Source organism: Luteolibacter algae (genome assembly GCF_042683045.1).
Taxonomy (GTDB): domain Bacteria; phylum Verrucomicrobiota; class Verrucomicrobiia; order Verrucomicrobiales; family Akkermansiaceae; genus Luteolibacter; species Luteolibacter algae.
On record NZ_JBHUIT010000031.1, the window covers coordinates 439,043 to 463,023 of the forward strand.

The window sequence follows — 23,981 nt, forward strand, 5'->3', positions numbered from 1 at the left end:
GGCACAGAATCTGCGATCATCAGAGGCATCGAAAAGATCGATGAATTCAAGAATCACGTGGTCGATCGGGAAATTGATCAAACGTTTCAAAATTCGTTCAGCATATTTTTCAATCGTGAATCTCTTTTGGTTTGAGAGCATCGCCTTCCTTCTCTCGATCCGGGACGAGATGCCACTTCATAAAAGTGTTTTTCTCTACCTCGCTCTTTTTCAGCTGTCCGGTCTGCACCGGTAGCCACAGCGAGGTGGCCGGGATATAGGTAATCACCATCAGCGCGACGATCATTGCGCCAAAGAATGGCAGCATGGTAGTGGTCACTTTTGCGATCGTTGTTTCCCCGACTCCGCAGCCGATGAAAAGGCAGGTTCCCACAGGCGGCGTGCAGAGACCGATGCATAAATTGGTAATCATCATGATGCCGAAGTGAACTTCGTTCATGCCCAGCGATACGGCCACGGGCAGAAAAATGGGCGTGAAAATCAGGATCGCCGGAGTCATATCCATGAAGGTGCCAACTATCAGCAGCAGAATGTTGATGGTGAGAAGTATCATCACCGGATTTTCGGATAATCCCAGTAACACCGCGCTGACGGTCTGCGGGATATTGGCCATCGTCATGATCCAGCTCATCCCGGAGCTTGCACCGATCAATAGCATGATGACTGCGGTTGTGATACCGGTTTGCAACATCAGATCTGGTAGGGCCTTCAGCTTGATTTCCCGGTAGATGACAACGGTCAACAGAAAGGCATAGACGACCGCTATGGCGGCGGCCTCGGTCGCAGTGAAGACACCGGCCAGGATACCTCCAATTACGACGACGATTAGGGACAGGCTGAGAAATGCGCGTTTGAAAGCTATCAGGATCTCCCGGAGGGAAGAGCGATCTTCACAGGGGTATTTGTTTCGCAGGGCAAGTCCCACGCAAACCAGCATGATAAACAACCCGACGATGATTCCAGGAATGACGCCAGCCATGAACATAGCGGCGATCGATACCGAACCCGCAGCGACTGAATACACAATCATGACATTGCTGGGCGGAATGAGCAGACCGGTTGTTGCAGCCGTCGTTGTGACGGCGACGTTAAATTCCCGGTTGTATCCCTTGCGGTTCATTTCGGGGATCATAAATCCGCCGACCGATGACACCGCCGCCGCAGCCGATCCCGAAATCGATCCGAACAACATACACGTGAGTGTATTGACGTAGGCCAGGCCTCCGGGAAAGAAGCCGACCAACGCTCCGGCGAAATCGATCAGGCGCCGGGCCATTCCGCCTTTGCCCATCAGGTGCCCGGAGAGGATGAAGAATGGAATCGCCAGAAGTGCGAAACTATTTACGCCGTTCGCCATGTTGGCAGCGACGACAACAGTGGGATCCGAACCTTCAAGTAATACCGCGGCAAAGGTTGCAAGTCCGATAGCCACAGCGATCGGGGTGTTCATGAACAGCAAGAGCACAAAAACCACGACCAGGATTAGTGCGACTTCAGCCACGGGCTGCCTCCTTTTTCAGGGTTATCGTTTCAATCAAATTCTCTATCGTGAAAATTACCATAAAAATACCTGCCACGGGCAACACCAGGTAGATATGGCCCATTTTCCAACCGAGGGCGGGTGTCGTCTGCTCCATTGCCAAGGCATCCGCAACAACACGGCTACCGCCATAGATGAAAACGGCGGCAGCGAAAAAGAGAACGATGAGATGCACCGTCACCTCCATCAGTCCGCGCACTTCGGGATGCAGCTTTTCCATCAGGTAATCGACGCCGAGGTGAGCTCTGGTGCCGAAGGCGAGGGCAGCCCCAAGCATCGAGATCCAGACGAGCAAAAAGCGAGCCAGCTCCTCGGTCCAGTTGGCCTGTTCTCCCATCGCATAACGTGTGAAAACGCCCCATACCACGTTGAGGACGAGTAGTGCCACTGCGAGAATTAGGGTCAGCTCCAGCAGCTTTGCCAGACCTTTTTTGAAACTGAGTATTGCGTTGATCATTCGTTGATAGCCTTGATCTTTTTAGCTAGCTTGCGCACGTCGCTGTTTCCAATATTCTGTAGCATTGGCTTAACTTTTGCGGCGAACGCCTCGGTATCGACCTCGTAGATCGTCACCCCTTCGGATTCGGCCTTTTCAAGCGCTATAGCTGTTTCCTGTTGCCACAATTCACGTTGGAAATCGGAGGATTCCCGGGCGGCGATCAGCAGCCAGTCGCGAACCTGGGGATCCAGCTTGTTCCACACTTTGGCGCTCATCATCAGGATGTCCGGCACCCGGGTGTGACCATTTAAAGTAAAATGTTTGCATACTTCGTAGTGTTTGTTGGTGGTAAAGCTTGGCAGATTATTTTCGGCTCCGTCGACTGTTCCCTGAGCGAGCGCGGAGTAGAGTTCCCCCCACGCGATGGGCGTCGGAGAGCCGCCCATGGCTTTGACCATATCGATGGCGGTGCTGCTGTTCATTACCCGGATTTTCATTCCTTTGAGATCATCCGGTTTTTTGATCGGGCGGCTCTTGCTATAAAAATTCCGACTGCCGGCATCGTAATAGCAAAGCCCCCGCAGTAATTTCTCCTCCCCTTGTGCGAGCAATTCCTGTCCGATTTCTCCATTGATCACTTTCCAGTAGTGATTTTCATCGCGGAAAATATACGGGAGGCTGAAAACCGCCATTTGAGGGATGAAATTCTCCATTGTTGCGGCTGACGTCTTGGTCATCGCCAGCGAACCATTTTGTAGCTGTTCGATACATTGGGTTTCTGATCCAAGGACAGCACCGGGGTAAATGTCGATGCTGATCTGCCCAGAGGAGAGTTCTTCCAGGCGGGTTTTCATTAACTCCATCGCTTTGTGAACGGGATGCCCTGTGTCGAGGCCGTGCCCGAGCTTGAGAACCGTTTGGGCGTTCCCCGATTCTCCGGAATCCAGCGTCCTCACGAACAGAACGAAACCAAGCGTCGCGAGCAGGCCGCCGAGGAGTAGCCCGGAGATGAAGTAGGAAATTGATTTACTCATTTTTGTATGAAGTTCATTCCGCCTATTTCGTTTAGGTTGTGGTCAGCGTCCCATCCATCCGCCATCTACAAGCATGGTGTGGCCGGACATGTAGTTGGAAGCTTGTGATGCCAGAAACACCACCGGCCCCATGAAATCCTCCGGTGTCCCCCAGCGCCCGGCCGGAATCCGGCCCAGGATTGCCTGACTGCGCTCCGGGTCATCCCGCAGCGCCTGGGTATTATCGGTGGCGATGTAGCCGGGAGCGATCGCGTTGACTTGAACCCCTTTGCTAGCCCACTCGTTGGAGAGTGCCATCGTCAGTTGGCCGATCGCTCCTTTGCTGGCCGCATAGCCGGGAACCGTGATGCCGCCCTGAAATGTAAGCAACGAAGCAGTGAAGATAATCTTTCCGGAACCCCGCCCGACCATCTCTTTGCCGATCTCACGCGAGAGCACGAACTGGGCGTTCAGGTTGACTTCTATCACCGGGTCCCACAATTCGTCCGGATGCTCCGCCGCGGGTGCCCGCTTGATCGTGCCCGCGTTGTTTACAAGAATATCGATCTGTGGGAAATCCGCTTTCACCTGTTCGATGAATGCGTAGAGCGCCTTGCGGTCACCGAAGTCGCAGGCATACCCCTTGAACCGGCGGCCAAGCGCCCGCACTTCCTTTTCGATGGCGCTGCCTTCCGTTTCAAGTGAGGCACTGACACCGATGATGTCCGCGCCGGCTTCCGCCAACGCGAGCGCCATGCTCTTGCCAATACCGCGTTTGCAGCCGGTCACAAGTGCGACTTTTCCCTCAAGGTTGAATTGATCGAGTATCATTATTTCAAGTCCTTGATTTGAATGTGATCCATGTCGTCGAAGCGTTGGTTTTCGCCACCCATTCCCCAGCAAAAATTATACGCCTGCGTTCCACATCCCGAATGGATCGACCACATTGGTGAAATGACCGCCTGTTCATTGGCCATGGTTAAGTGGCGGGTTTCATCGCCGAGTCCCATCAGGTGAAACACTCGGGCGTTATCTTCGAGCCCGAAATACATGTATACCTCGGTGCGGCGCTCATGTGTGTGACAGGGCATGGTGTTCCAGACACTGCCTTCTTCCAGGGCTGTGAAACCCATCACCAGTTGGCAGCTCTTGATTCCCTCCTTATGAATGTATTGGTAAATCGTCCGCTTATTGGCGTCCTTGACGGAGCCGAGATGCAACGCATTGGCATCGGTCTTTTTAGCAAGTGCGGTGGGAAACTCCTTGTGAGCTGGATAACTGATGAAGTAAAAGCGCGCCGGTGTGCTGACATCGTTACTACTGAAGGTGATGTCCCGACTGCCTCGGCCAACATAAAGGCAATCGAGATTATTCACCACATACTCGACTCCATCAACTGTCACAATACCCTGACCACCAATGTTCAGGATTCCGATTTCCCTCCGCTGGCAGAAATAGTCTGCCGCGAGTTCTTTGCCAACGATGAGCTTTAGTGCCGTGGTTGTTGGAACCGCAGCACCAATAATGCCGCGCTCGACCTCACAGTAGAGTAGATTGATCTCGCCGGTTTCAAAAATGTTCACTTGAAAGGCATCACGCAGCTCCTGCGTGTTCATCCTCCTGTATTCGTTGATTCCGACTGTGTATCTGATGTTCATGCTAAATGCTTCAATTGATTGATTTTAAAAATTGTTGAGATGAGCGGCCCATTTCTGCATTGATCTGCTTGCACCGGCCTTTTCCCAGTCGTGTCCCGTATGATAAACAATGCGGCCACCGGGATCCGTCTCCGTGATGAACTGCCCGCAACTGTGGTCAGGCTTGTTTGAGCCGAATCGAACCACTTCGCTAATTTTTGACGGAGCTACTAGCACAGTAGTGGCAACACCATGCTCATTGAGTTCACAAGCAAATCCATTTTCCCGCTCCGGGACAAAAGAGGAGTGGGTTTCCGGGTTGATCTCTGCCGACTCAGGAGCAGTTACGCGCCAGGGCGTAAAGCTGATGCCCACCAGAGCATCAGGGGCAAGGTTTAGAAAGATCGGTTTGTGTAACATGAGATTTCACCGTTTTCCGGAGAACTGATGCGACCCTAACTATCGATTCAATATCGTCAAGGAGTAATATCCATATTTGGTTGACGTCTGTTCATATATGAACACATAATATCTCACATGAGCAAATACACGATCCCTAACTTGAAGAACGCCTGCTTGGCTCTCAAGCTTATGGCTGAGCAGAAATCCGGTATTAGTATCGGGGAGATGGGAGAGCACCTCGGGGTTCCACGGACATCGATGCTGCGCATTTTGACCACACTCGAAGATGAGGGTTTTGTGCAGCGTGAGGGGAGGACTTATCAGATCGGGCCAATGATGCTCGGGATGGGTCTTAAAGCCTTCAAGAAGAGCGATATTCGCGAACTGGCCGGCCCGGTTTTGAATATACTCGCAGTGACTACCGGAGAAACCGCACACCTAGCGCAGCTGACGGGCAAGCAGGCTTTAATCGCCCGGGTCTGCGAGAGCCCCAATCCGGTGCGCGCCGCCTCCAAAGAGGGCACGCTCGCAGATATTCATTGTTCGGCGACCGGCAAAATCATGCTCGCTTTTGCGGTTTCTGATTTATCTGGGTTCCTTGATGGCGTGCCGTTGGTAAAAAGAACCCCGCATACATCGGTCTCCGTCAAAGCGCTGGCAAAGGAAATCCGCGAGATCCAAGCTCGTGGGTATTCGATCGATAACGAAGAATATAGCATAGGAGTTCGATGTCTGGCCGCGCCGGTGCGCAACGCATCGGGTAAGGTAGAAGCCGCCATTGGTATCACGGCGAGCACTGTTAGCTTTCCTCAGGAACGAATCCCTGAAATTGCAGATCGGGTGATCTCTGCTGCCGAAGATCTTTCTCTAAAACTTGGCGGCAGTGTCGACGCATGAACCCGGAGCTTACAGATCTGAGAGGGGACCGATGGCCACTTTTTAATCCCAGCAAATCCTCATGCTTGGGCCCGGCAGTGCTGATCCCACAGGATGTGGATGCATCCGAATCAGTCGTTGACGATTTTGCTCCAGACGAAGGGCTCCTCTTATCCGGCAAGAACGGGAGGGACGACAACATCGCCCCACACCCAGCCGAATTCTTCCAGCGGCCCGCTAGTTTTCCGTTGCCAACCCTAGAGTCTCCTTGAGCATCGGCATCAGTTCACTAAACCAGACCTCGTATCCCTTTTCGTTGAGGTGCAGCCCGTCTTCATAACATTCGGTGTTTTTCTTTCCCTGTCCGTCGAGAAAGGGAGAAAAGAGATCAAGATAGCGGACGTCATCTCCCATGCTTTCCGCGAGAGCCGACAGCGTTGCGTTGGCAGGTATGACCAGTTCCTCGTCCTTCTGGGCGCTGTTCGAGGGAATGACCGAACAGATGATCAGCTTCGAGTCAGGACGCAAGTCCTTCAGGCGCTTGGCTACCGCGCCGATGCCGCCGGCGATCTGTTCTGCATCATGGGGTGGGAAAAGATTGTTGGTGCCGATCATCAGCACAATCACCTCGGGCTGAATGGCGGGGTTGTCCAGGTTCCCCAATCCGCCGTCTTCCTTTGCCTTTAGCCGGTAGAGGACATGGTCGGTCCGATCTCCCGGGACACCGAGATTCAAAGCGTAAAACGGGCTGTCTTCACTTCCGAAATTGTCCGCCCACAAGGATCCGGAATCATCGAGCCACTTCTTGGTGATCGAATCACCGACGAAGACTATCCTGAACTTCTCGGGCGATTTGTCCGCCAGAGCCATCATGCGCTTGTAGTGGTTGGCGACCCACTGGCTCTTGCCGGTGGTGTCTCGCGGAACCGCGAGTTCCGCTGGATTCTCTTTGCTAAGCACACTTCCGGCCAGCAGAAGCCCACCGAGTAAAAATGTCATCGCACTGGGTAGTGTCATCGTTTTGCTTCGTATCAAATTAGTTTCCATCGTGGTTCGGGTTCGGCAGTGTTTGTTGATAATGGAATTGTTCCTGGTGACCGGCCTGCGCCGGGATGCGTGTGGTAGAAGGAGTTTTCATTCTAATGACGGGTCTGGGTTCTGGAATACAAGCGATAGGTGTGCAGATGCAGGATGCCTGTAAAGACCCGATGCAGACGGTCCGGACAATGGAGCAGCGAATCAACTGAGACGAGAGGTGCTACTTGGAAGTCCGCGCCCAGCGCCAAAAAAACCGGTATCGCTTCCAGGTTTGGTCAGCGGACGATCGTTAAAGAGAATAGAGGAAAAGAATACAGAAAAAAGCTCCCGCCGTAGCCAGCAAGAACCCGATCTGGTTTGCAAACAATCAGGATGCATTCGGAATTCGGAATTACCGGCGGCGACGGATCACCAGGCCGACGAGGCCGAGACCGAGCAAGGCGGCTGCGGATGGCTCGGGGACTACGAGACTGACGTCACTGATATATCCGCCGTCGACCCCGGTGACGTCCGAAAAACGAACGCCGATATAGTCGTAGTCGCTGACGTCTTGGAATCCTGAGGGAAGCAGGCTAAGGTCAATGTCGAAACTATAGGGGGCTGTTGTATCAGCCACGCCGGTAACCGTCTGGGAACCTACTCCACCATTAATCCCTGTCGTGGCGCTTCCAGAGATTAGATTTCTTGCACTACCTCCGCCAATTGCGCCGACATTGCTTCCACCGAAATTGATGCCATTGAACATCGTGTCGTTTACAGCAGGAGTTTCAGTGCCTAACTTCCAGCCAACCACTTGATACTCCAGTGTAAGATTGTCCGCAGGCGAAGTTCCACCTGGAGTCCAGCTGAACTTGAATGTCAGGTTGGAGCCCGTTTCAGTAGTCACCGCATTTATTTGGCCCACAGAGTTGCCGCCGGCTCCCCCGAAATCTGTGAGTCGGTTGTTTACTGTTCTCCAAGCGGCGGTATTGGTTGTGTTTGGTGCCGCACCGCCCTTAGCAACCCAGCCTACGCCCACGTCTCCAAAAGTAATATTATTCCCGGTAGTTCCGACTTGTGAAGCGGACATGTCGCCGTTGATGACGAGAGCCGCCTGCGCTCCTAATACGAGCGAAAATGATGTTGTGAATGCTAGTGCGGTTTTTTTCATGGTGGTTATGCTATTTTGAAATTCAAGATGCCAATCTTACACCGGTGCGATTCGAATCGCCTGATCGCATGAAGTGCGGATGCAACTTAATTAATCGGCTTTTCCATGACAAGGTAGGGGTGTTGTAGTAGTAACTGTGATTTCTTGTAGCGGGAGGGGGCATTGAGCGCGCGGCAAGATTTGTATATCAAAGGGAAGATATAACCTCTGTTCCGGAGCCCCCCGTGTGACGGCGAGTTCTGCCCTATTTTAAAATTCCCCTGCGGAATCCCTGACCAACCGCACCCGGAATGGTGCTGACGCCAAGTTTGCCATAGATTCGTCGCAAGTAGTAGTCCACCGTGCCGGTGGCAACGTTGAATTTTTGCGCCACTTCCTTCCTCCTCATTCCGTCAGCCAAAAGATCGAGAATCTCCACTTCATGATCGGTCAGAACCCCTTCCGCTCCCTTGGCCTGGTAGCTCCTGAGCACATCGAGAAGGTAGGGGGTGACCGAGCTGCTCAACGGCACGCCGCCACCTTCGATGACCTCTTGGATACTTTGGATAATTTTCTGCGGTGGCTCGTTTTTGAGAAGATAGCCGGCCGCACCTGCCTCAAGCGCATGGAACACCGATCTGCGGTTGTTGGCACTGGTTAATACAACGATTTGTGTCATCGGGTGAGACAGCTTCAGCTCCCGAATGCCTTCAAGCCCGTTGGTCCCTGGCAGATCGAGGTCGATCAGAATCACATCGGGCGCCTCACCGTTGCCAGTCAACCGCTTGCGCACCTCCTCGAGATCATTGACGACGCAAGCGCAGGTGATCCATTCGTCGAGCTGGATCATCGTAGTCAATTTCTCAAGGTAATCGTCCTCGTATCCGAAAATCCAGACAATAGCGGGGGATATCCGCTTTCTAGGGCTGGTAGTTGAGGGCATAAATCGAGGAAATAATTATCTCGGTTGTCAGGAAATAACTTCAACAAACACTATGGTGTCGGGAAATTCTTGCGGAGCTCCTGTTCCTTAGCGGCACTCCAGTAACCGCAGTCCAGTTCGATGAACACGGAGGTGTAGGGGATCGTCATGTCCGTCTTGAGCAAGAGAATGCTGAACATCTTCGCGCCGTCATCGAGTTTTCGAATGATGTCATCGTGCGCCATCACCTTCGGCGCTCGCTCTCCAAAGATGCGCCTCAACTCGTTACGGTAGGCATCGACACCGCCTGCGTTTTTCTCTGAAACAGAATCCAGTTCGGCATCGAGCATCACCATGGGTCTAACATGCTTGGCTGTATCCACCGCTTTCAACACCTTCTCCAGCACCTCCACTTGGCCTGCGCCGGTGTAAATAGTTTCGATCCCGGGTGCGCTTTGTTTCGGATAGGCCGCATCAGCGATGATAATCCAGTTGCGGTGTCCATATTCGGGCAACCGTTCCTCCAGCACCTGTTCCCAATCTTTGCAAAAAGCGCCGGGGGAAAGGAAGAACGAGAAGACACAGATGGCTGCGATGAATAGTGATTTGGGCATGATAATTTATCGGGTTAAAAATGGATTCGTGATTTCTCAGGGAACGTTCGCTTTGAATTAAGGGTTCGCCATCGTCGGGACGAGCGATGGCTCGTCATACCAGTGCCAGAGGTGGCCGAAAATCTCGGGAGGGCGCTGCGGCGCATTGGCATACTCGCTCCACGTGCCGGTGGTTCTCGAACTTGCTTTGGTGAAATGGACATGGAGAATGAGGGGTGTGCTGCCGTCCGTATACCAGGATTCCCACGGCCATTGGTCGGCTAGATGCATCGGGGGTAGCACATAAATGACTGGGGTATCCGCAGCGAGATGGTGGGGTATGACCACCCATCGGCACTGCAGATATCGCCTGCTTCCTTCGGCCGAAAGCGGGTCGAGCAGGATCTCTTTCGCATCGAATCCCAGAACTTTGGCGGCTTCATGAATGCGTGCCCGATGCAGGAGTTCTTCGAGACTGGAGGGAGGTTCTGCAAATCGCGGTCCGAGGCCGGGCTCATCGATTCGATACCATTGGGCAACACCTTCGGGCGTCGCGGTTTTGAGAGGATAAAGCACCCAGGATTCGTGAACGCATTGGCCGTCTTCCCCCTTACGCCAGCGTTCCCAAGGTGTCCACCCGACCTCTTCTTCCGGTGGCAGGGCGCTGATCATGATCCCACCATCGTCGGCGTGGCCCACCGACCAGCGGTAGCGGTCATACTGGTGCCCCGGATTTCGAGCAAGCGGCAGGATATGGGCATCGACATTCAGCCCGATTTCCTCGGCCGCATCAAGGACGCCCGCGGTGCTCAGTCTGGCGAGAAATTCGTGATTGATCGTTTGCGTGGAGTCTCCGGCATGGAGCGCTGCTGGCGAAAAACAGACGATGATGGAGGCGTAAACCGCTCTGAAAATCTTTGGTAGGCGTTGTTGGTTGGTCATGTGTTAGAGTGTTGTTTAATCATCGTTCTACCGACACCCTTGCGCCTGCATTTGCCCCCACGGGAAGTATTACTTCCCAAACCCTTTCATCGACCTTCACCGTCAGGGATTCCAGCTTCTGGGTCGGATCGGCAACGACCAATTGCTTGTTGTTCAGGCTCAATAAACAGGGCGCATCCACCGCGATCTCGGTTCCGCTGCTCATCGTCAGCTTGCCAGGTTCATAAAAAACCGCCTGCACGCCCATTGTATTTTCAACCGCCTGCAGGGATTTCGTATTGCTCAGAATCCTGGCGGGGTGTGTCTTGATGACCTGCGCCATTTCCGACGCTTTGGTTCGAGGGTGGAGCACATACGCATAGGACGCTTCCTGCTGCGGAGAGGTGCCGTGATCCATCCACAGGCTGAAGACAGGGCCTTCGGCCGGCCGGTCCGAGTATGCCGGATAGGAGGTGCGCCAGTTACCCCCCACCACTTCCGATTTCAGGGTTGTAGCGTCTAGCAAATGATAGCCGATGCCATCGTGATGCACCCATGTTCCAGCGCTGAGATTATGGGTTCCGCCCGCAAGCTCGCCTGACGAAGTCGTTATCGGTCCCTTTAGCAACGATTGTTGAATCGACGTGTAGATTGGCCCTTTAGTTTCCCCGCCGATGCCAGTGCCCAGACAAATCACCGTATCCTTTCCAAAGAACCACGCCTTGCGAGCCGTCAGTCCTTCGCGGAGGTAGATCATCGCTGCCATGCAAGTCTCTCCATCGGTCAAGCCGCCCACGAAATCCGAGCCGCCGTATTCCGTGTCGTAGCCCTTGGGAGTTAGGTTTTTCAGCCCTTGATCGCAAGTGGTGCCAGGCAAGCGGCGCCAGTCCCACAGCGGCGCGATGTCCTCGTATTCCTTGCCGTGTTGATAGAGCAACATCACCCCGTCGCCATTGTGCAGCCCCTGAATGTTTTCCTGAATGGCAACTTCGGTGCCCACCACACGGGTCGAAGACATCTTGACCGAGGCATACCAATCGGGTCGGCGATGCACGGCGAAATCGGATCGCCAGAAGAACTTGTGACCAAGCAGTTGACTGGGTTCCTCCAGCAGAGCCTCATAGCCGGCCTGATATTCCGGATCAATTTGGATCATGCGTGCAATCTGCGAGCGAATGTCCACATAGTTCCCGCGTGGATTGCCCACACTTTCCGAAGAATATTGCCGTCCACACGCACTGAAATCCATTAGGCCTCTCCACAGAGTCCAAGCGGGGCCCTGCGTCAGGTAATTTCGCAAAATCAACCGCTTCTCTTCAGATATCGCATAATCGGTGCCCCGCAGCACACATCCCCACTGCACCATGCAGCCACCAAAAGAGCGGCCGTAGTTCCCGAACTGCAACTGAGGACCATGCTGATGGAAGCTCCAGTCCGGCTGAATCCCTTCACCCGTGGACACTACTAGCTCCGACCAGATCGCGTCGCTGGCTGCTTTCATCACGGCGGCATCATCGGTCAATAGTCCCAATAAAAACCAGTTTCCAGCGATCCACACCTTGTTCTGTCCGGTGCCGCTGCCCAGTTTATGCAATCGGCTCAACGGGCCTTCGCGCGCCTCCTGCAACATGGGTCCCGGAAGCTCGTCTCCCAATAGAACAAAGGTCGCGAGCAGGTTCTCGGGAACGCCAATGGATCGATGCCACCAGTTCGAATTATTATAGTTTTTCTCCACCCAGTGCGACAGGCCCGCTAAGAGCGCTGCCTGCATCTTCGGATCCTCGTGGTAGGCGGAATGGGGATTCACATAAGCCGCGGCCATTTTCAGGAGCCTTATCAAGTGATCCAGGGTCTCCCAGCTTCCAGTCCGCTGACTGGTGTAGTCAACATCCGCCCAGGTTCCATCATCTCGCTGGGATTCCAGATAGCCTTTGACCACGACAGGATCCGGTGGATTCTGAATATGGTATTCGATAAATTGCCGGCGCATTCGCGAGGAGTCCGTTTCGGCGCCTATTGTCTCCTGGATACTGCCAAGGCAGCATAGTAAAAGGATCGCCAATCCTGCTAGTCGTGAGGTCGTATTCATTGGTCGGGTGTCTGGGCTTGGGGAATGGTGGCTTCTGTTTCCTTCAAATAGGCTATTAGCTCACGCTCGAGTTCCGCGGCCTTCTCGGGCATCGAAAGGGCGAGATTTTTCGTTTCATGCGGATCCTCCGCGAGATCATACAGCAACACATCTCCATGATGGTAATTTAGAATCAGCTTGAAGTTGTCTTTGCGAATAGCACTGGCGGGGTAGGAGCCTTCCCCCTGGTAATGCGGGAAGTGCCAGTAAAGGGTGTCCCGATCCAGCGAACCGCCTTTGAACAGGGGCACCAGACTGACGCCATCGCGGTGCTGCTCCGGTTTGAGCGGCAAACCCGCCATATCGAGCAAGGTAGGATAAAAATCCATGCTGCTTACGATGGCATCGGTCTGCATGCCTGCTTTTGAATGCGCTGGCCAGTGGATCAGCGTCGGCACGCGCAAACCGCCGTCGAACAGAAAAGTTTTCCCACCGCGCAGCGGGACGGTGGCGGTGGCATCTGGCTTGTCGATGGTGGTTCTGCCGCCATTGTCACCCGTCAAAACAATGATTGTATTCTCGTATTGCCCGCTCTCTTTGAGCGCGTCGATCACGCGGCCAAGTCCCTCATCAAGATTGAAGAGTTCCCCGGCATACTCGGCGCTGTCCTGCTGCAGTTTATGGGGAATGTGGGAATACTCATCGAGTTCCGTATCCGCCGTGGTGATACCTAAAGCCTTTTTCTTTGCTTCGAACCGAGCGCGGAGTTCCGGCGAAGTTACGATCGGCGCATGCATCGCGAAATGACTAAGGTGCAGATAGAACGGCTTGTCGCATTCCTGCCTGATGAAATCGATCACCGCATCATTCAGTGCGTCGTTGAAGCTTTGCCCGGGCTTGGCATTGCGGAAATAGCGTTTGTAGGAAAACTGCCTGCATCCATTTTCCTCGATCACCGCTACCTGCGAATCATATCCGTGATTTTTCGGACCGCCGGTGATTCTAATTTTGCCCATGTGCCACTTTCCAAAGAATGCCGTGTCATAGCCGGCTTCCTGGAAAGCCTCGCCCAGCGTGATTTCGTTTTCCTGCAGTCCATTTGACCGGGGAAGCGGGCAGTACACCTGCGGCGTCTCTTCCTTGCGGGTATGGGGCTGATCACTTCCAGACAGCCACTGGGTAATGCCATGCCGCGCGGGATTTTTCCCGGTCAGAATGCTCGCCCGCGTGGGTGAGCACATCGGGCTTGGCGTGTAGCAATGATCAAAACGCATCCACTTTTCCGAGAACGCATCCATCTGCGGCGTTTCATAAAATGTGCTTCCATTGTAACCGACATCGTTCCAACCGAAATCATCGATCAGAATGAACAGCACATTGGGCGGGGACGATTCCGATTCCGCCGCGTGCGCTTGATGGCAGAGCGAAGCAGCCAAAGCCGCGGATAAGATGTATTTTGATATCATGATTTTTTCGATGGACCTATGATGCTTGGTTCTCGTATCGGCGAATATTCATATGGGGTCTCCTGAGCACACGGTCACCAGTGGACCACAACTTGTTTTCCCGCGTTCTCCGCAGGTGGAAGTTCGACTAATCTGGATTCTCCGTTGATTGTCACGGTTAGGGAAGCCAGCTTCTGGGTCGGATCTGCGACGATCAGTTCGTTCGCATTCAGGCTCAACAAACACGGCGAATCCACAGTGATCACGCTGCCTCCGCTGGTGTTCAATTGACTCGGAGCATAAAAGACCGCCTGCGTCCCGCCATCGACCTCAATGGCTTGCAATGTATTCGTATTGCTCAAAATGGTTGCCTGTGGCGCGCTGACCCGCTGAGCCATTTCCGAGGCCTCCACCTCCGTGTGAATCACATAAGCATAGCTTTCCTCAGATGGCGACTGCCCATGATCCACCCATATGCTGAATACGTCGCCAGCGGCGGGAAGGCTATCCCGTGCGGGATAAATGCGGTTCCAGTTCCCGGTCACTGCTGCGATATCAACTGTCGCAATATCCGCCAGCTGATAGCCATACCCATCATGATGCACCCATGAGCCTGCCGGGAGCACATGCGTTCCAACGCTCAGCGGGCCGATGGAGCTCTCAACGGGGCCGGATAACAACGATTGCTGCACAGAGGTGTAAACCGGGCCGAGACTCGTCCCCTCGATTCCAGCTCCCAGACAAATCACCGAGCTCTCCCCGAAAAACCAGGCCTTGTAAGCTGTGAGCTCCTTCCGCTGAAAGTGCATGGCAGAGAACCCGTGATCATCCACCGTAAGGCCGCCCACAAAATCCGTCGCTCCATATTCCGTGCCATACCCGTTCGGGGCCAAAGCGTGCAAGCCCATGTCGGCCGTCGTGCCCGGCAGACGATGCCAATCCCACAGCGGGGGAATTGCGACATACTCCTGACCAGATTGATAGAGCAGTAAGGTGCCGTCCCCCCAATGCAAGCCTTTCGTATTCTCCTGATTGGCGATCTCCGTGCCGACCACGCGTGTCGACGACATCTTGAGCGAGGCATACCATCCCGGCCGACGATGGATGGCAAAGTCGGAACGCCAAAATGATTTATGGCCGACAAGTTCGTTGTTTGGGTTCAGCCGTTTTTGGTATTCATCAGCATAGCCGGGATCAATCCGACTCATCTGGCGGAGCAAATTCTGATAGATCTGGCCCTTTTCATCTGGATTTAGCAACGCAGCGGTTTCGGTAAACTGGCGTCCACATGCGTTCAAATCCAATCGCCCCTTCCAGATCATCCACGATGAGCCTTCCAATAAATAATTGCGGATGTAGCTGAATTTCTCCGAGGTCAAACCCGAGCCCTTCAACAATGCAGACCACTCGACCATGTCGACTCCAAAATCGACTCCGTATGTGCCCGACTGCATCATCGGCCCATGCTGGTGAAAGGTCCAATCAAGCTGAAGGCCTTCTTCGCCCACTTGTGCTACATCGAGCACCGAAAGGATCCGCTCGGCCGCCACAGTCATAGCCGCTTCATCCCCATTGAGATACGCTCTCCAAAAATGGTTCCCGGCGACCCAGACAAGGTTCTGCCCGACATGGTTTCTCATCGAGTGTAAGCGCGATAACGGCCCCGCCATTGCCTGGGCAAGCATGGCCGCGGGCACCTCATCACCCATCATGACAAATGTCTTCAGCAGATATTCGGGGATGCTGATCGACGTGTGCCACCAGTTGGCATTGCGATAGTCATTATCCAGCCAATGCTGGACTCCGCTCAGAACCGCCACTTTAATTGCGGGATCCTGATAATATGCTGAGTCCGGAGAAACGTATGCCACCGCCATCGGAAGCAAGCGCTGCAAGTGAACGAGTGTCAGCCATCCCCCACGCCAGGTATTTTCATAGTCCACGTCATTCCACGTGCCGTCACCAAGCTGTGATTCCAAATACAACGCAATCGCGGCTTCATCGCTCGGTTGTTGGATCTGATACTCAAAATATTGTCTAGGTATTCGACTCAAATCGCTCTCGCCCGTGGGATTAATCGGCACCCCTTTGAGTCTGTAGAATGCATGCGGCTCATCCATTGGCCAAATCCAGCTGGCGCTATCCAGACCAAATGCCGAATCCCCGACAGATTGCCACCCGTCCTGATCCAGGTCCGTCGACATCTGCAAATCGTATTCATAATCACTATCAAGCCGGGTCGCATTTAGAATGACGTTTTGCTCATTGCTAGTGGCTGCAAAGTCCACATCCAGCACATTTGTCTGTGCAGCTGCGCTGATTATGAGCCCAGTGATTGACCCCAAAATTCTCCCTGGTTTGCAAAAACGACTCATCTCCGGAAATGATTTAACGACCCGTTTTGCTGACCAGTTTATAAACCTCCGCCCCGGCTGCAAGGAACCCGCCGGTTCCATAGCTTTCGGTGTAATCGGCAAAGGTTTCGCCCGGTCCCGCGCCCACACCCTGCACGTAGCCGACTAGTCCGTCCTCCCGCACGCACTCGGTCAAGGCTTGCCAGCCCTTGAAAACGATCGGCTCATACTTCGTCCGATCCAAGATACCCATGTTAATCCCGCGTGCCATGCCGAACACAAAGAAGGACGAGCCGCTGATATCCTTTGACGGATAATCCGCTTCAGCGCCCATCATTCCCATCGACCAGGTGCCGTCGCTGCGCTGTGTGCGTATGAGCGCCTCCGACATTTGCCTGAACAAATCGATGTAAAACGCACGCCCGTCCCAGTCTTCCGGCAGGTAGGGGAGCATGTAGGTCAGGCCGCCATAAACCCAACCGTTGCCGCGCGCCCAGTATTCGTTCGCGCCGTTCTTCTCACGTTTTTTGATGCGTCCCTTGTCGCGGTAAAACAACTGATCCTCCGCGTTCCAGAGCTCATCGTAGGTCATATGATACTGCCGATCCATGTATTCCAGATAACGCATGTCACCTGTCGCCTTGGAGAGTTGCGCCCAAACCGGAGGCGACATGAACAAGGCATCCGCCCAAACCCAATGATATTCCTCGGCATCCGGCCTTGCCAGGATTTCGTCAAAAATTCCGCGTGTCGGAGCTATCATTTCTGGATCGCCGAACTGCTCATGCATCTTGAGGTGGCTGATCCCGACAGCATGGGCATCCGCGTGATGCGAGCCCTTCGCAGCATTCACGTGGAGATCCCAGCTGTTCTTATCGCCGATCGCTCTCAGCCAGTCCGTGAATTTCGGATCTCCGGCAATCGTGCTCCATTCGAACATCCCGGCATAAAGCGCACCATTGTTCCAGTTCATATCGGGATAGCGGTTCCGGTGATGCCATTTCCGTCGATCCGTGGTCGGTAGCGCTCGGTATTTTCCCTGTTCCTCGAAGGATTCGATCTGCCATTCAGCGACTTTTTCGCAGATCGCTTTTACAGATTGCGGGGATGGTTCGGTTGCGGCAACACCACTTGCCGCCGAGGACAGAAAAATGATGCCGATGCATAATGATTTGAAAGAAGAAAAGGGTTTCATAAAAATAGAATGTTTCCGTGGTTGTAGCTTTAGCGTCCGATCCGTGCGTTAGTTCCTTGCCAATGCCGCGTTTTTATCCGGTCACCAGTCGATCTCGCTAGAGGGTTTGGGTTGATCTAGTATGATCGGTATTCAATCCGCATCCCTTTGGCCATGCTCGTTCAGATACGTTTCCCACTGCTCGCGGGTGGTGATCTCGCCCGCTTTCTCCCATCCGTAACCGGCACGGTAGTCGATGGCACCGTCATCATTGGTGTTTGCAATCAGGAAGATATGGCTTTGATCACGTTCGTCCGATTCGACCTCTTTGATTTCTGAAATCCGGGATGGCTCCATTCGCGCCGCCGTTCCGAGACCGCTTCCTTCGATCGTTTCCCAGCAGGCGATCCATCCTTCGTTTGTGTTCGAGGATGCTTCCGCTTTGCCATCATGTGTGGTCACGCCGATACATATGGGAAGGCCCACCGCGATCTTGCCGTCGCGGGTGAAGACGGAACGGGCCTCGAACAGACGCTCTCCGAGTCTGATCGTGATCGTTTTTTCCTCGCGATAAACCACCCCGCCGATCTCGCGTTCGAAGCTCAGCTTGAAGCGGGAAACTTCCGGTGCGCTCTCGATCACTTCATAGCCGGTGAAAGTCTCCAGTGGTTCGCGTTTGCCATCGAGCCAGATTCCCGTGCCGCCGGTTCCCGCCGACGAACCCACATGGTAGGGGTCATAACCTTCACCGTGATCCTTGTGGTAGGATTTGCCCTTCTTGTTTTCAGTATACCACTTGTCGATAACCGGGTAGGGAACGCGCTTGAGCCAGCAGTCGATGCCGCTGTTTTCCTTGCCCGCACGCAGGGCGGGGCCATACGCCCGAAAGGCTACCTTGTCGTTTTCCCAGGCAAAGTCATCCTGACGTTCCTGAACAAAACGGCAGAAGGTCGCGGGTTTCAGATCGTTGGCAGCGGCAATGGAGGCAGGGTCGAGAAATGCCAGTGCCAGAACTGGGAAAATGATTTGGATTTTCATGGTATGATCAGTCTCTGGAGAAGGTGCTGGGGGCACCATTCTTCCGGTCAGACCCCGTAGAAGATAACGTGGGTAACAGCCTTACCCCATACCATCTTATGAATTTTCATTTTCCATTTTGCGACAACCTGCAGCCCTCGGACTGAAAACAGAAAACCCGGAGCCACCTGGCTCCGGGTTTTCCATTCCTGAAATCATCAAATTGTTTTCCAAATCTGATTAAGCGATACGGTCAGGAGGAGGCTTTCTAAACGCGCTTTCTGCGGAACAACAGAAGGCCTGCCGTCATCCCTGACAAGGCGGTGCTGCTCGGCTCTGGGATCAGTTCGTAGCCCACACCATTGTAAACTGTCCGGTTAGCACCGCCATTGCCACCCGGGTGGTTGATAAACACGTCTACCGTCGAACCGCCCACGACTGTTTGTTGCCCGAGGTAAGCCGCAGCACCGCCCGAAAAGTTTGCGTCTGTCGAGTTGGAAAAGGTCTGGGATGAGGCATCGACGACAGTGGTGCCATTGATTGCACCGTAAGTCGTCAGCGAACCGGAGGTGAAACCCGCATCAATGAACCAGTTTTGGCCATTGTTCACGTTTTCAGTGTAGTAAATCCAAATGTCGTAGGTGCCGTCAGCCAGACCCGTTATCTGCGTGGTCAACTCGGGGATGGAACCACCCGCAGCCGGTTGAGCTTGATAGACCGTGCCACCAGCACCGTTGAAAGTTCGGCCGTTCCATTGGGTGTTGTTTTCCGTGGAATCACCATCGAAAGCCGGATTGGCCAGCCAGCTACTATTGTCGGCTGACGGAGCACCTTGAGTGGTGCTAAAGGTGTTCCCGCCGAGGCCATGCAAGGCATCAACGTAGGTGATCGTTGCGGCCTGGGAGGTGCTGAAGACACATGCAGAGGCAAAGGTCGTGTTAAGTAATAGTTTTTTCATCGATATCTCCTGAGTTTTGATTCTGATACGGTTGTTTTGTAGGTTGCGGTATGAGGGCCAAAAGCCGTCCATACACACATCCAACAGACCACGTGACGAATTCATTCACCATCCCACTTCGCATCGGTTTATTTACCGATTTCCGACACTGATCGTCTTCCGGAACGGAGAGCCTTAGGCGTTGGTGCAACGCTTCCGATAGGCAGAAGGGGTCTCTCCACGCACGGTGCTGAAGAAACGGGTCAGGTGCGACGCCTGTGGAAAAGCGCACTGCCAGGCGATTTCCTCGAGGCTGAGGCTCGACCCCGTCAAGACTTTGGCAACATGCTCGGCCCGTGTCTCGCGGCAGTACTGCTGGACTGTCAGCGAGAGGTGCTCCCGAAAACGCCGCTCAAGGCTACGCCGATGCACTCCGCTGGACTTTGCGACCTCATCTACTGATAGTGGACGGTCCGCATTGGATCGAATGAACCTCAGCGCCTTTGCGACCGCTTTATCTTCGACGGCGATGATGTCGGATGACTGCCGCTCGACGAGTTCGACGACCTCTGCTGTGACCGTCCATCGCTCCGGAGTCTCACCCCGAATCATTCCTGCCAAGATCTCCGCCGCACGATAGCCGGCTTTGTACTGATTCACCGATACGCTCGACAACGGGGGATTGCACAAACCACAGATTACCGGATCATTGTCCACCCCGATGAGTGCGCAGTCATCCGGCACGCGTAACCCGCAATCCAGGCAGAGCTGGACGAGCGACTGCGCCAGATCATCGTTCGCAGCCATGAGAAGCACCGGCGTCGGAAGTGAACGCAACCAACGGGCGGTAGTCTCGAGGTCTGCCCGGGTCGCCCGAGCTCCGGCAAGTGAGGAAGGTGCGACAAGTTGGACGACCTCGAAGCCAGCCACAGCCAGCACCTCCTCGAAATGTCTGCCCCTGCGCGCCGCCCACAGGGCACCCTCTTGCCCGCAGTAGGCGAAGTTCTTGAAGCCTCGTTGAAGAAAGTGAGTTGCCACCATTTTGGCGATGCCCGCGTCATCGGTATCGACGGTGACACTGTTGGCAATATCGTTCATCCCGTAGGTAAATGCGACTGTGGGGATCCCTTCGTCGGCATATGCACTTAAGTCGGCGACGTTTCTTGCCAGCACTCCGTCAAAGCGCAGCTCCCCCATTGCTCCGGTCAAACCTTTCAAACCTTGGGGTTCCCAATGAAAGCGCCACGGACCGAAGTGCCGTGCATAGTCGGCAATTCCGGAGATCAATTTTCGCCCGGACTCGCGGGAAGACTCGACCATTACGAGAATGTTCGGTGCATCCTTCATATCCTTTCAGGCGTTTGGATTCGGGACTCCATGAAATGCAATTTAGCTTGCTATATCTGCGATAACCGAACAGGTCCGTGAAGATACGGGCGCATCGATGATCTTGCCCAAGTCTCTGGCAGTAATGGTGCAACATAGCCAGATTAAAGCCCGAATTTCTTCAAAAACAGAAATTTCACCTGAGGATCAGGAAATTCCCGATAAGGCCACCTGCCGTTCCGTTCTATGGAAGAAGCAAGCCAGCTTCCCGGCTCCTGCCTCGGTCTTCCTGTCTTTACGGGGCGCTGCATTCCCTATGGGGACTCCATATCACTCTCCACGCGCATCCGGAAGCTGAAAGCGAGTAGAATTTCACGGCGCCGAATTCGAAATTTTGGAAGGGAAGCTCAACAGAACACACGCGGATTATACGGAAATCCTGCCCTAATGTCATTTTTCCCAATACGAAAGCCTGCAAAATGCCATAAAAAACCCGTAACCGGCTTATTTAGAGCTTGTTACGGGTGATTTTGAAATGGTGGAGGCGAGGGGAGTCGAACCCTTAAATTATCCTATAAGCTACCATTGTTGCCGGTGTTTTGTGGTAAAAACACACGATAAACACACAACATTTTTTTCGTTTTCAATTTTCAGAGTATGGGGGAGCGGTCTTGGATGTCCTGTTAGGATGCCTCTTAGAAAACACACGACAAGCCGTTCGTAATGGACATGCCATGCTCTGGAAATCACTCACGGCGAACGCGTGCCGCGCGGCTCTCGGATTCTTTAAGTTTGGTGAGGTTTCCTCGCCACCTTCGGGCGAGTCTGTAAGATAACTCTCCATTTCCCACAAAAATGACGAAGCCATTCAAAAACCCGTCCCGGTGGTAACCCCCGCCGACCCAGCTACAATCACAGCCGAGACCCGGACGATGATTTCAACGAACCCCTAGGAGAGCGCCAGCCGGACGCGAACGACGCCATCGTCTGCGAGGGCGGGTGCCAGTAATCGAAGGGTAAGAGAGGGCCTGAGAGGAGACTTCATTGCAGGCATTCTCCACTTTTTTGGAAATGGATGTAATTGGAGGTAATTGGAGGTAATTGGAGGTAATTGGATGACTTCGGGTGGAATTGGAGTTAGGATCGCGGCATGAAGATCCCTCTGCCACCGGCGCTCCAGTCGACCAATGAAATGCTGACGCTGATCGCGGCCATTGACGAATTTAAGGGCGAGTGGCGTGCGCTCGGAAGCCTCGGGCCTGAAACTCTGCGCACGCTGCGCCGGATCGCGACCATTGAAAGCGCCGGCTCATCGACCCGGATCGAGGGCGCAAAGTTGAGCGACGGCGAGGTCGAGCAACTCGTCGGCAGGCTTGGGAAGGAATCGTTCCAGTCGCGCGACGAACAGGAAGTCGCGGGCTACGCCTATGTGATGGAGTCGATCCAGACCGCGTGGGCCGATTTGCGGATTTCAGAGAGCATCATGCTCCAGTTGCATCGCGACCTGCTGCGTTACAGCAACAAGGACGAGCGCCATCGCGGCCAGTGGAAGAACCTCGACAGCCACGTCGCGGCCTTCGATGCGAAGGGAAAGCAAATCGGCATCGTGTTCCAGACGGCAAGTCCTTTCGAGACGCCGATACTGATGGAAAAGGTGCTGGAATGGCACGCCAAGGAGGAGAAAGACCCCATCCTTCACCCGTTGTTGCGGATCGCCGTGTTCAACGTCGTGTTCCTCGCCATCCATCCGTTTCAGGACGGCAATGGCAGGCTTTCACGGGTATTGACAAACCTCATGCTCCTGCGCGCGGGCTATGCGTATGCATCCTACAGTTCGCTGGAAAGCGTGATCGAACACAACAAGGAGGCCTACTACCTCGCCTTACGGAGAACGCAGACCTCCTTCGAAGAAACCGCCGACTGGGAACCTTGGTTGCTGTTCTTCCTGCGCTCCTTGAAATCGCAGATCGGACGCCTTCGGGAACGCTTGGAGAAAGCGCCGGTGCCAACCTCCGGAAACGATTTGCCCGGTGATCTATCGCTTATGGCAGGGCGACTTCTCAGGTTGCTCGAAGAACGCCAGGCGCTATCCGTCGGCGACGCCGCCGATGCGCTCGGTGTCAACCGCAACACCCTGAAAGGCAAGTTCGCGGAGCTGACCGAAAAGGGCTACGCCGAACTGCACGGCAAGGGGCGTGGCGCTCATTACCGTCGAAAGAATAGCTAAGCCTACTGCAAGGTCGGAACCGCTTATAGTGATTCAACGACGAGAATCCTGTCTTCGCCGATCTTGAATTCGGCTGTGCTGAAGGCTGGCGAATCCATGAAGCGGTCGGTATCCAAGATGAGGCAGTCGCAAGAGGACTTTTCCCAGATCTGGAATTCCTCGGGGTAATAAATTTCGAAGAGCTCGTAGGCTGTAGTTCTTCGTAGGTCGATGAAAAAGGAAGCTGTGAATCCTCGATGTCTTCTTGTTCGCGTTTATCGAGTGCAAACCCGTGATGGTCTGTTAGTTAGACGATCTTGGCGAGAATGGTGATCTTGTCGTCGAGTTGGGATATCAGTTGGTTGAGGGCGATGACGTCTTTAACTGAGACGTTGCTGGAAATGAGAATCTCGGAGATGTCGGGCATGTCTCCGGCATGCCAGAATTCGGCTTCGCCGAGTTAGTCATGGCCCCAACTCACGAGCTGTTGGGCGGTGACGCTGGGGTAGATAGCTTCTTGTGTCCTGTGGTTGAATCCCTCGAAGGTTCAGAGGTCGTTCTCCACTTATAACATCCGTCAGTTCAAATAATCCTGCTTTTGCCAGTGTGGTTTGAAGATTTTTCTGTTTAATCTACCAATTTGATGAAAATGAAATCCAGCCCATCCCAGTTTGAGCTCGCGGAACTTGCCATGATGGTAATCGGAACACATTCGCCGGAAGAGTGAAGCTTGCGATGGCCGTTTGGGAAGAAGCAGGTAAGATTTTGTTCCCTGAACCACAGCCGCGCGTTGCTGTTTCTTTGGAGCAATTGCTCAGGAATCTGTTTCCCGACGTTGGTAATAGTAAGAAAAAACAATCTGTCAAAGAACTCAATTCTGCTGGCCTGACCCCAGAAAATCGGACAGCTCCTTTTTAGAGTTCTTGTGGTAAAACCACTGAAAC

The 23,981-nt window shown here is 53.9% G+C and carries 21 protein-coding genes; 3 read left to right on the forward strand and 18 right to left on the reverse strand.

Going from position 1 to position 23,981, the window contains the following annotated elements:
- Nucleotides 1-109: 109 nt before the first annotated feature.
- The 6 genes from ACFSSA_RS14265 to ACFSSA_RS14290 are packed head-to-tail and all read right to left on the reverse strand — an operon-like array spanning nucleotide 110 to nucleotide 5,049.
- Nucleotides 110-1,501 carry a TRAP transporter large permease gene (locus ACFSSA_RS14265; RefSeq protein WP_386821223.1) on the reverse strand — a complete coding sequence of 464 codons (1,392 nt, stop codon included), beginning with the start codon at nucleotides 1,499-1,501 and terminating at the stop codon, nucleotides 110-112.
- Nucleotides 1,494-1,997, reverse strand: a complete 504-nt coding sequence (locus ACFSSA_RS14270; protein WP_386821224.1) for a TRAP transporter small permease — start codon at nucleotides 1,995-1,997, stop codon at nucleotides 1,494-1,496. The genes ACFSSA_RS14265 and ACFSSA_RS14270 overlap by 8 nt, the downstream gene beginning before the upstream one ends.
- Nucleotides 1,994-3,013 (reverse strand): TRAP transporter substrate-binding protein, encoded by a 1,020-nt coding sequence (locus ACFSSA_RS14275; RefSeq protein WP_386821226.1) that lies wholly within the window; start codon nucleotides 3,011-3,013, stop codon nucleotides 1,994-1,996. Before ACFSSA_RS14275 ends, ACFSSA_RS14270 begins: the two co-directional genes overlap by 4 nt.
- A gap of 42 nt (nucleotides 3,014-3,055) precedes the next feature.
- A complete protein-coding gene (locus ACFSSA_RS14280) occupies nucleotides 3,056-3,820 on the reverse strand; it encodes a 2,5-didehydro-3-deoxy-L-galactonate 5-reductase (protein ID WP_386821260.1) in 765 nt (254 codons plus the stop codon).
- 2 nt (nucleotides 3,821-3,822) lie between these two features.
- Nucleotides 3,823-4,650: a 5-dehydro-4-deoxy-D-glucuronate isomerase gene (gene kduI, locus ACFSSA_RS14285; RefSeq protein WP_386821227.1), complete on the reverse strand. Its 828-nt coding sequence runs from the start codon at nucleotides 4,648-4,650 to the stop codon at nucleotides 3,823-3,825.
- Nucleotides 4,651-4,674: 24 nt separating this feature from the next.
- Nucleotides 4,675-5,049 carry a hypothetical protein gene (locus ACFSSA_RS14290; RefSeq protein WP_386821229.1) on the reverse strand — a complete coding sequence of 125 codons (375 nt, stop codon included), beginning with the start codon at nucleotides 5,047-5,049 and terminating at the stop codon, nucleotides 4,675-4,677.
- Nucleotides 5,050-5,166: 117 nt separating this feature from the next.
- Between ACFSSA_RS14290 and ACFSSA_RS14295 the strand changes: the two genes are divergently transcribed.
- Nucleotides 5,167-5,928, forward strand: coding sequence for an IclR family transcriptional regulator (locus tag ACFSSA_RS14295; RefSeq protein WP_386821231.1), 762 nt, complete (start codon nucleotides 5,167-5,169; stop codon nucleotides 5,926-5,928).
- A gap of 216 nt (nucleotides 5,929-6,144) precedes the next feature.
- Here the strand turns inward: ACFSSA_RS14295 and ACFSSA_RS14300 are convergent, their stop codons facing one another.
- From ACFSSA_RS14300 to ACFSSA_RS14355, 12 genes are all read right to left on the reverse strand, one after another.
- Nucleotides 6,145-6,924, reverse strand: coding sequence for a GDSL-type esterase/lipase family protein (locus ACFSSA_RS14300; protein ID WP_386821232.1), 780 nt, complete (start codon nucleotides 6,922-6,924; stop codon nucleotides 6,145-6,147).
- A 412-nt stretch (nucleotides 6,925-7,336) separates the two neighbouring features.
- Nucleotides 7,337-8,095, reverse strand: coding sequence for a PEP-CTERM sorting domain-containing protein (locus ACFSSA_RS14305; RefSeq protein ID WP_386821233.1), 759 nt, complete (start codon nucleotides 8,093-8,095; stop codon nucleotides 7,337-7,339).
- 244 nt (nucleotides 8,096-8,339) lie between these two features.
- Nucleotides 8,340-9,017 (reverse strand): response regulator, encoded by a 678-nt coding sequence (locus ACFSSA_RS14310; protein ID WP_386821234.1) that lies wholly within the window; start codon nucleotides 9,015-9,017, stop codon nucleotides 8,340-8,342.
- A gap of 50 nt (nucleotides 9,018-9,067) precedes the next feature.
- The gene (locus ACFSSA_RS14315; RefSeq protein WP_386821236.1) at nucleotides 9,068-9,610 is read right to left on the reverse strand and encodes a hypothetical protein; all 543 of its coding nucleotides are present in this window, start codon (nucleotides 9,608-9,610) and stop codon (nucleotides 9,068-9,070) included.
- 57 nt (nucleotides 9,611-9,667) lie between these two features.
- The gene (locus ACFSSA_RS14320) at nucleotides 9,668-10,531 is read right to left on the reverse strand and encodes a hypothetical protein (RefSeq protein ID WP_386821237.1); all 864 of its coding nucleotides are present in this window, start codon (nucleotides 10,529-10,531) and stop codon (nucleotides 9,668-9,670) included.
- A 19-nt stretch (nucleotides 10,532-10,550) separates the two neighbouring features.
- Nucleotides 10,551-12,599: a polysaccharide lyase family 8 super-sandwich domain-containing protein gene (locus ACFSSA_RS14325; protein ID WP_386821238.1), complete on the reverse strand. Its 2,049-nt coding sequence runs from the start codon at nucleotides 12,597-12,599 to the stop codon at nucleotides 10,551-10,553.
- Nucleotides 12,596-14,044, reverse strand: coding sequence for a sulfatase (locus ACFSSA_RS14330; RefSeq protein WP_386821240.1), 1,449 nt, complete (start codon nucleotides 14,042-14,044; stop codon nucleotides 12,596-12,598). The genes ACFSSA_RS14325 and ACFSSA_RS14330 overlap by 4 nt, the downstream gene beginning before the upstream one ends.
- A gap of 74 nt (nucleotides 14,045-14,118) precedes the next feature.
- Nucleotides 14,119-16,368, reverse strand: coding sequence for a polysaccharide lyase family 8 super-sandwich domain-containing protein (locus ACFSSA_RS14335; RefSeq protein ID WP_386821241.1), 2,250 nt, complete (start codon nucleotides 16,366-16,368; stop codon nucleotides 14,119-14,121).
- Between the two features lie 43 nt (nucleotides 16,369-16,411).
- Entirely contained in the window at nucleotides 16,412-17,572 is a 1,161-nt protein-coding gene (locus ACFSSA_RS14340) for a glycoside hydrolase family 88/105 protein (protein WP_386821242.1), read from the reverse strand.
- 132 nt (nucleotides 17,573-17,704) lie between these two features.
- A complete protein-coding gene (locus ACFSSA_RS14345; RefSeq protein WP_386821243.1) occupies nucleotides 17,705-18,589 on the reverse strand; it encodes a DUF4861 family protein in 885 nt (294 codons plus the stop codon).
- 247 nt (nucleotides 18,590-18,836) lie between these two features.
- The gene (locus ACFSSA_RS14350; protein ID WP_386821245.1) at nucleotides 18,837-19,526 is read right to left on the reverse strand and encodes a PEP-CTERM sorting domain-containing protein; all 690 of its coding nucleotides are present in this window, start codon (nucleotides 19,524-19,526) and stop codon (nucleotides 18,837-18,839) included.
- Between the two features lie 174 nt (nucleotides 19,527-19,700).
- Entirely contained in the window at nucleotides 19,701-20,852 is a 1,152-nt protein-coding gene (locus tag ACFSSA_RS14355; RefSeq protein ID WP_386821246.1) for an AraC family transcriptional regulator, read from the reverse strand.
- 1,129 nt (nucleotides 20,853-21,981) lie between these two features.
- Between ACFSSA_RS14355 and ACFSSA_RS14360 the strand changes: the two genes are divergently transcribed.
- Together ACFSSA_RS14360 and ACFSSA_RS14365 are read left to right on the forward strand one after the other, a co-directional pair.
- Nucleotides 21,982-23,058 (forward strand): Fic family protein, encoded by a 1,077-nt coding sequence (locus tag ACFSSA_RS14360; protein ID WP_386821247.1) that lies wholly within the window; start codon nucleotides 21,982-21,984, stop codon nucleotides 23,056-23,058.
- A 702-nt stretch (nucleotides 23,059-23,760) separates the two neighbouring features.
- Nucleotides 23,761-23,955: a hypothetical protein gene (locus tag ACFSSA_RS14365; protein WP_386821248.1), complete on the forward strand. Its 195-nt coding sequence runs from the start codon at nucleotides 23,761-23,763 to the stop codon at nucleotides 23,953-23,955.
- Nucleotides 23,956-23,981 lie beyond the last annotated feature (26 nt).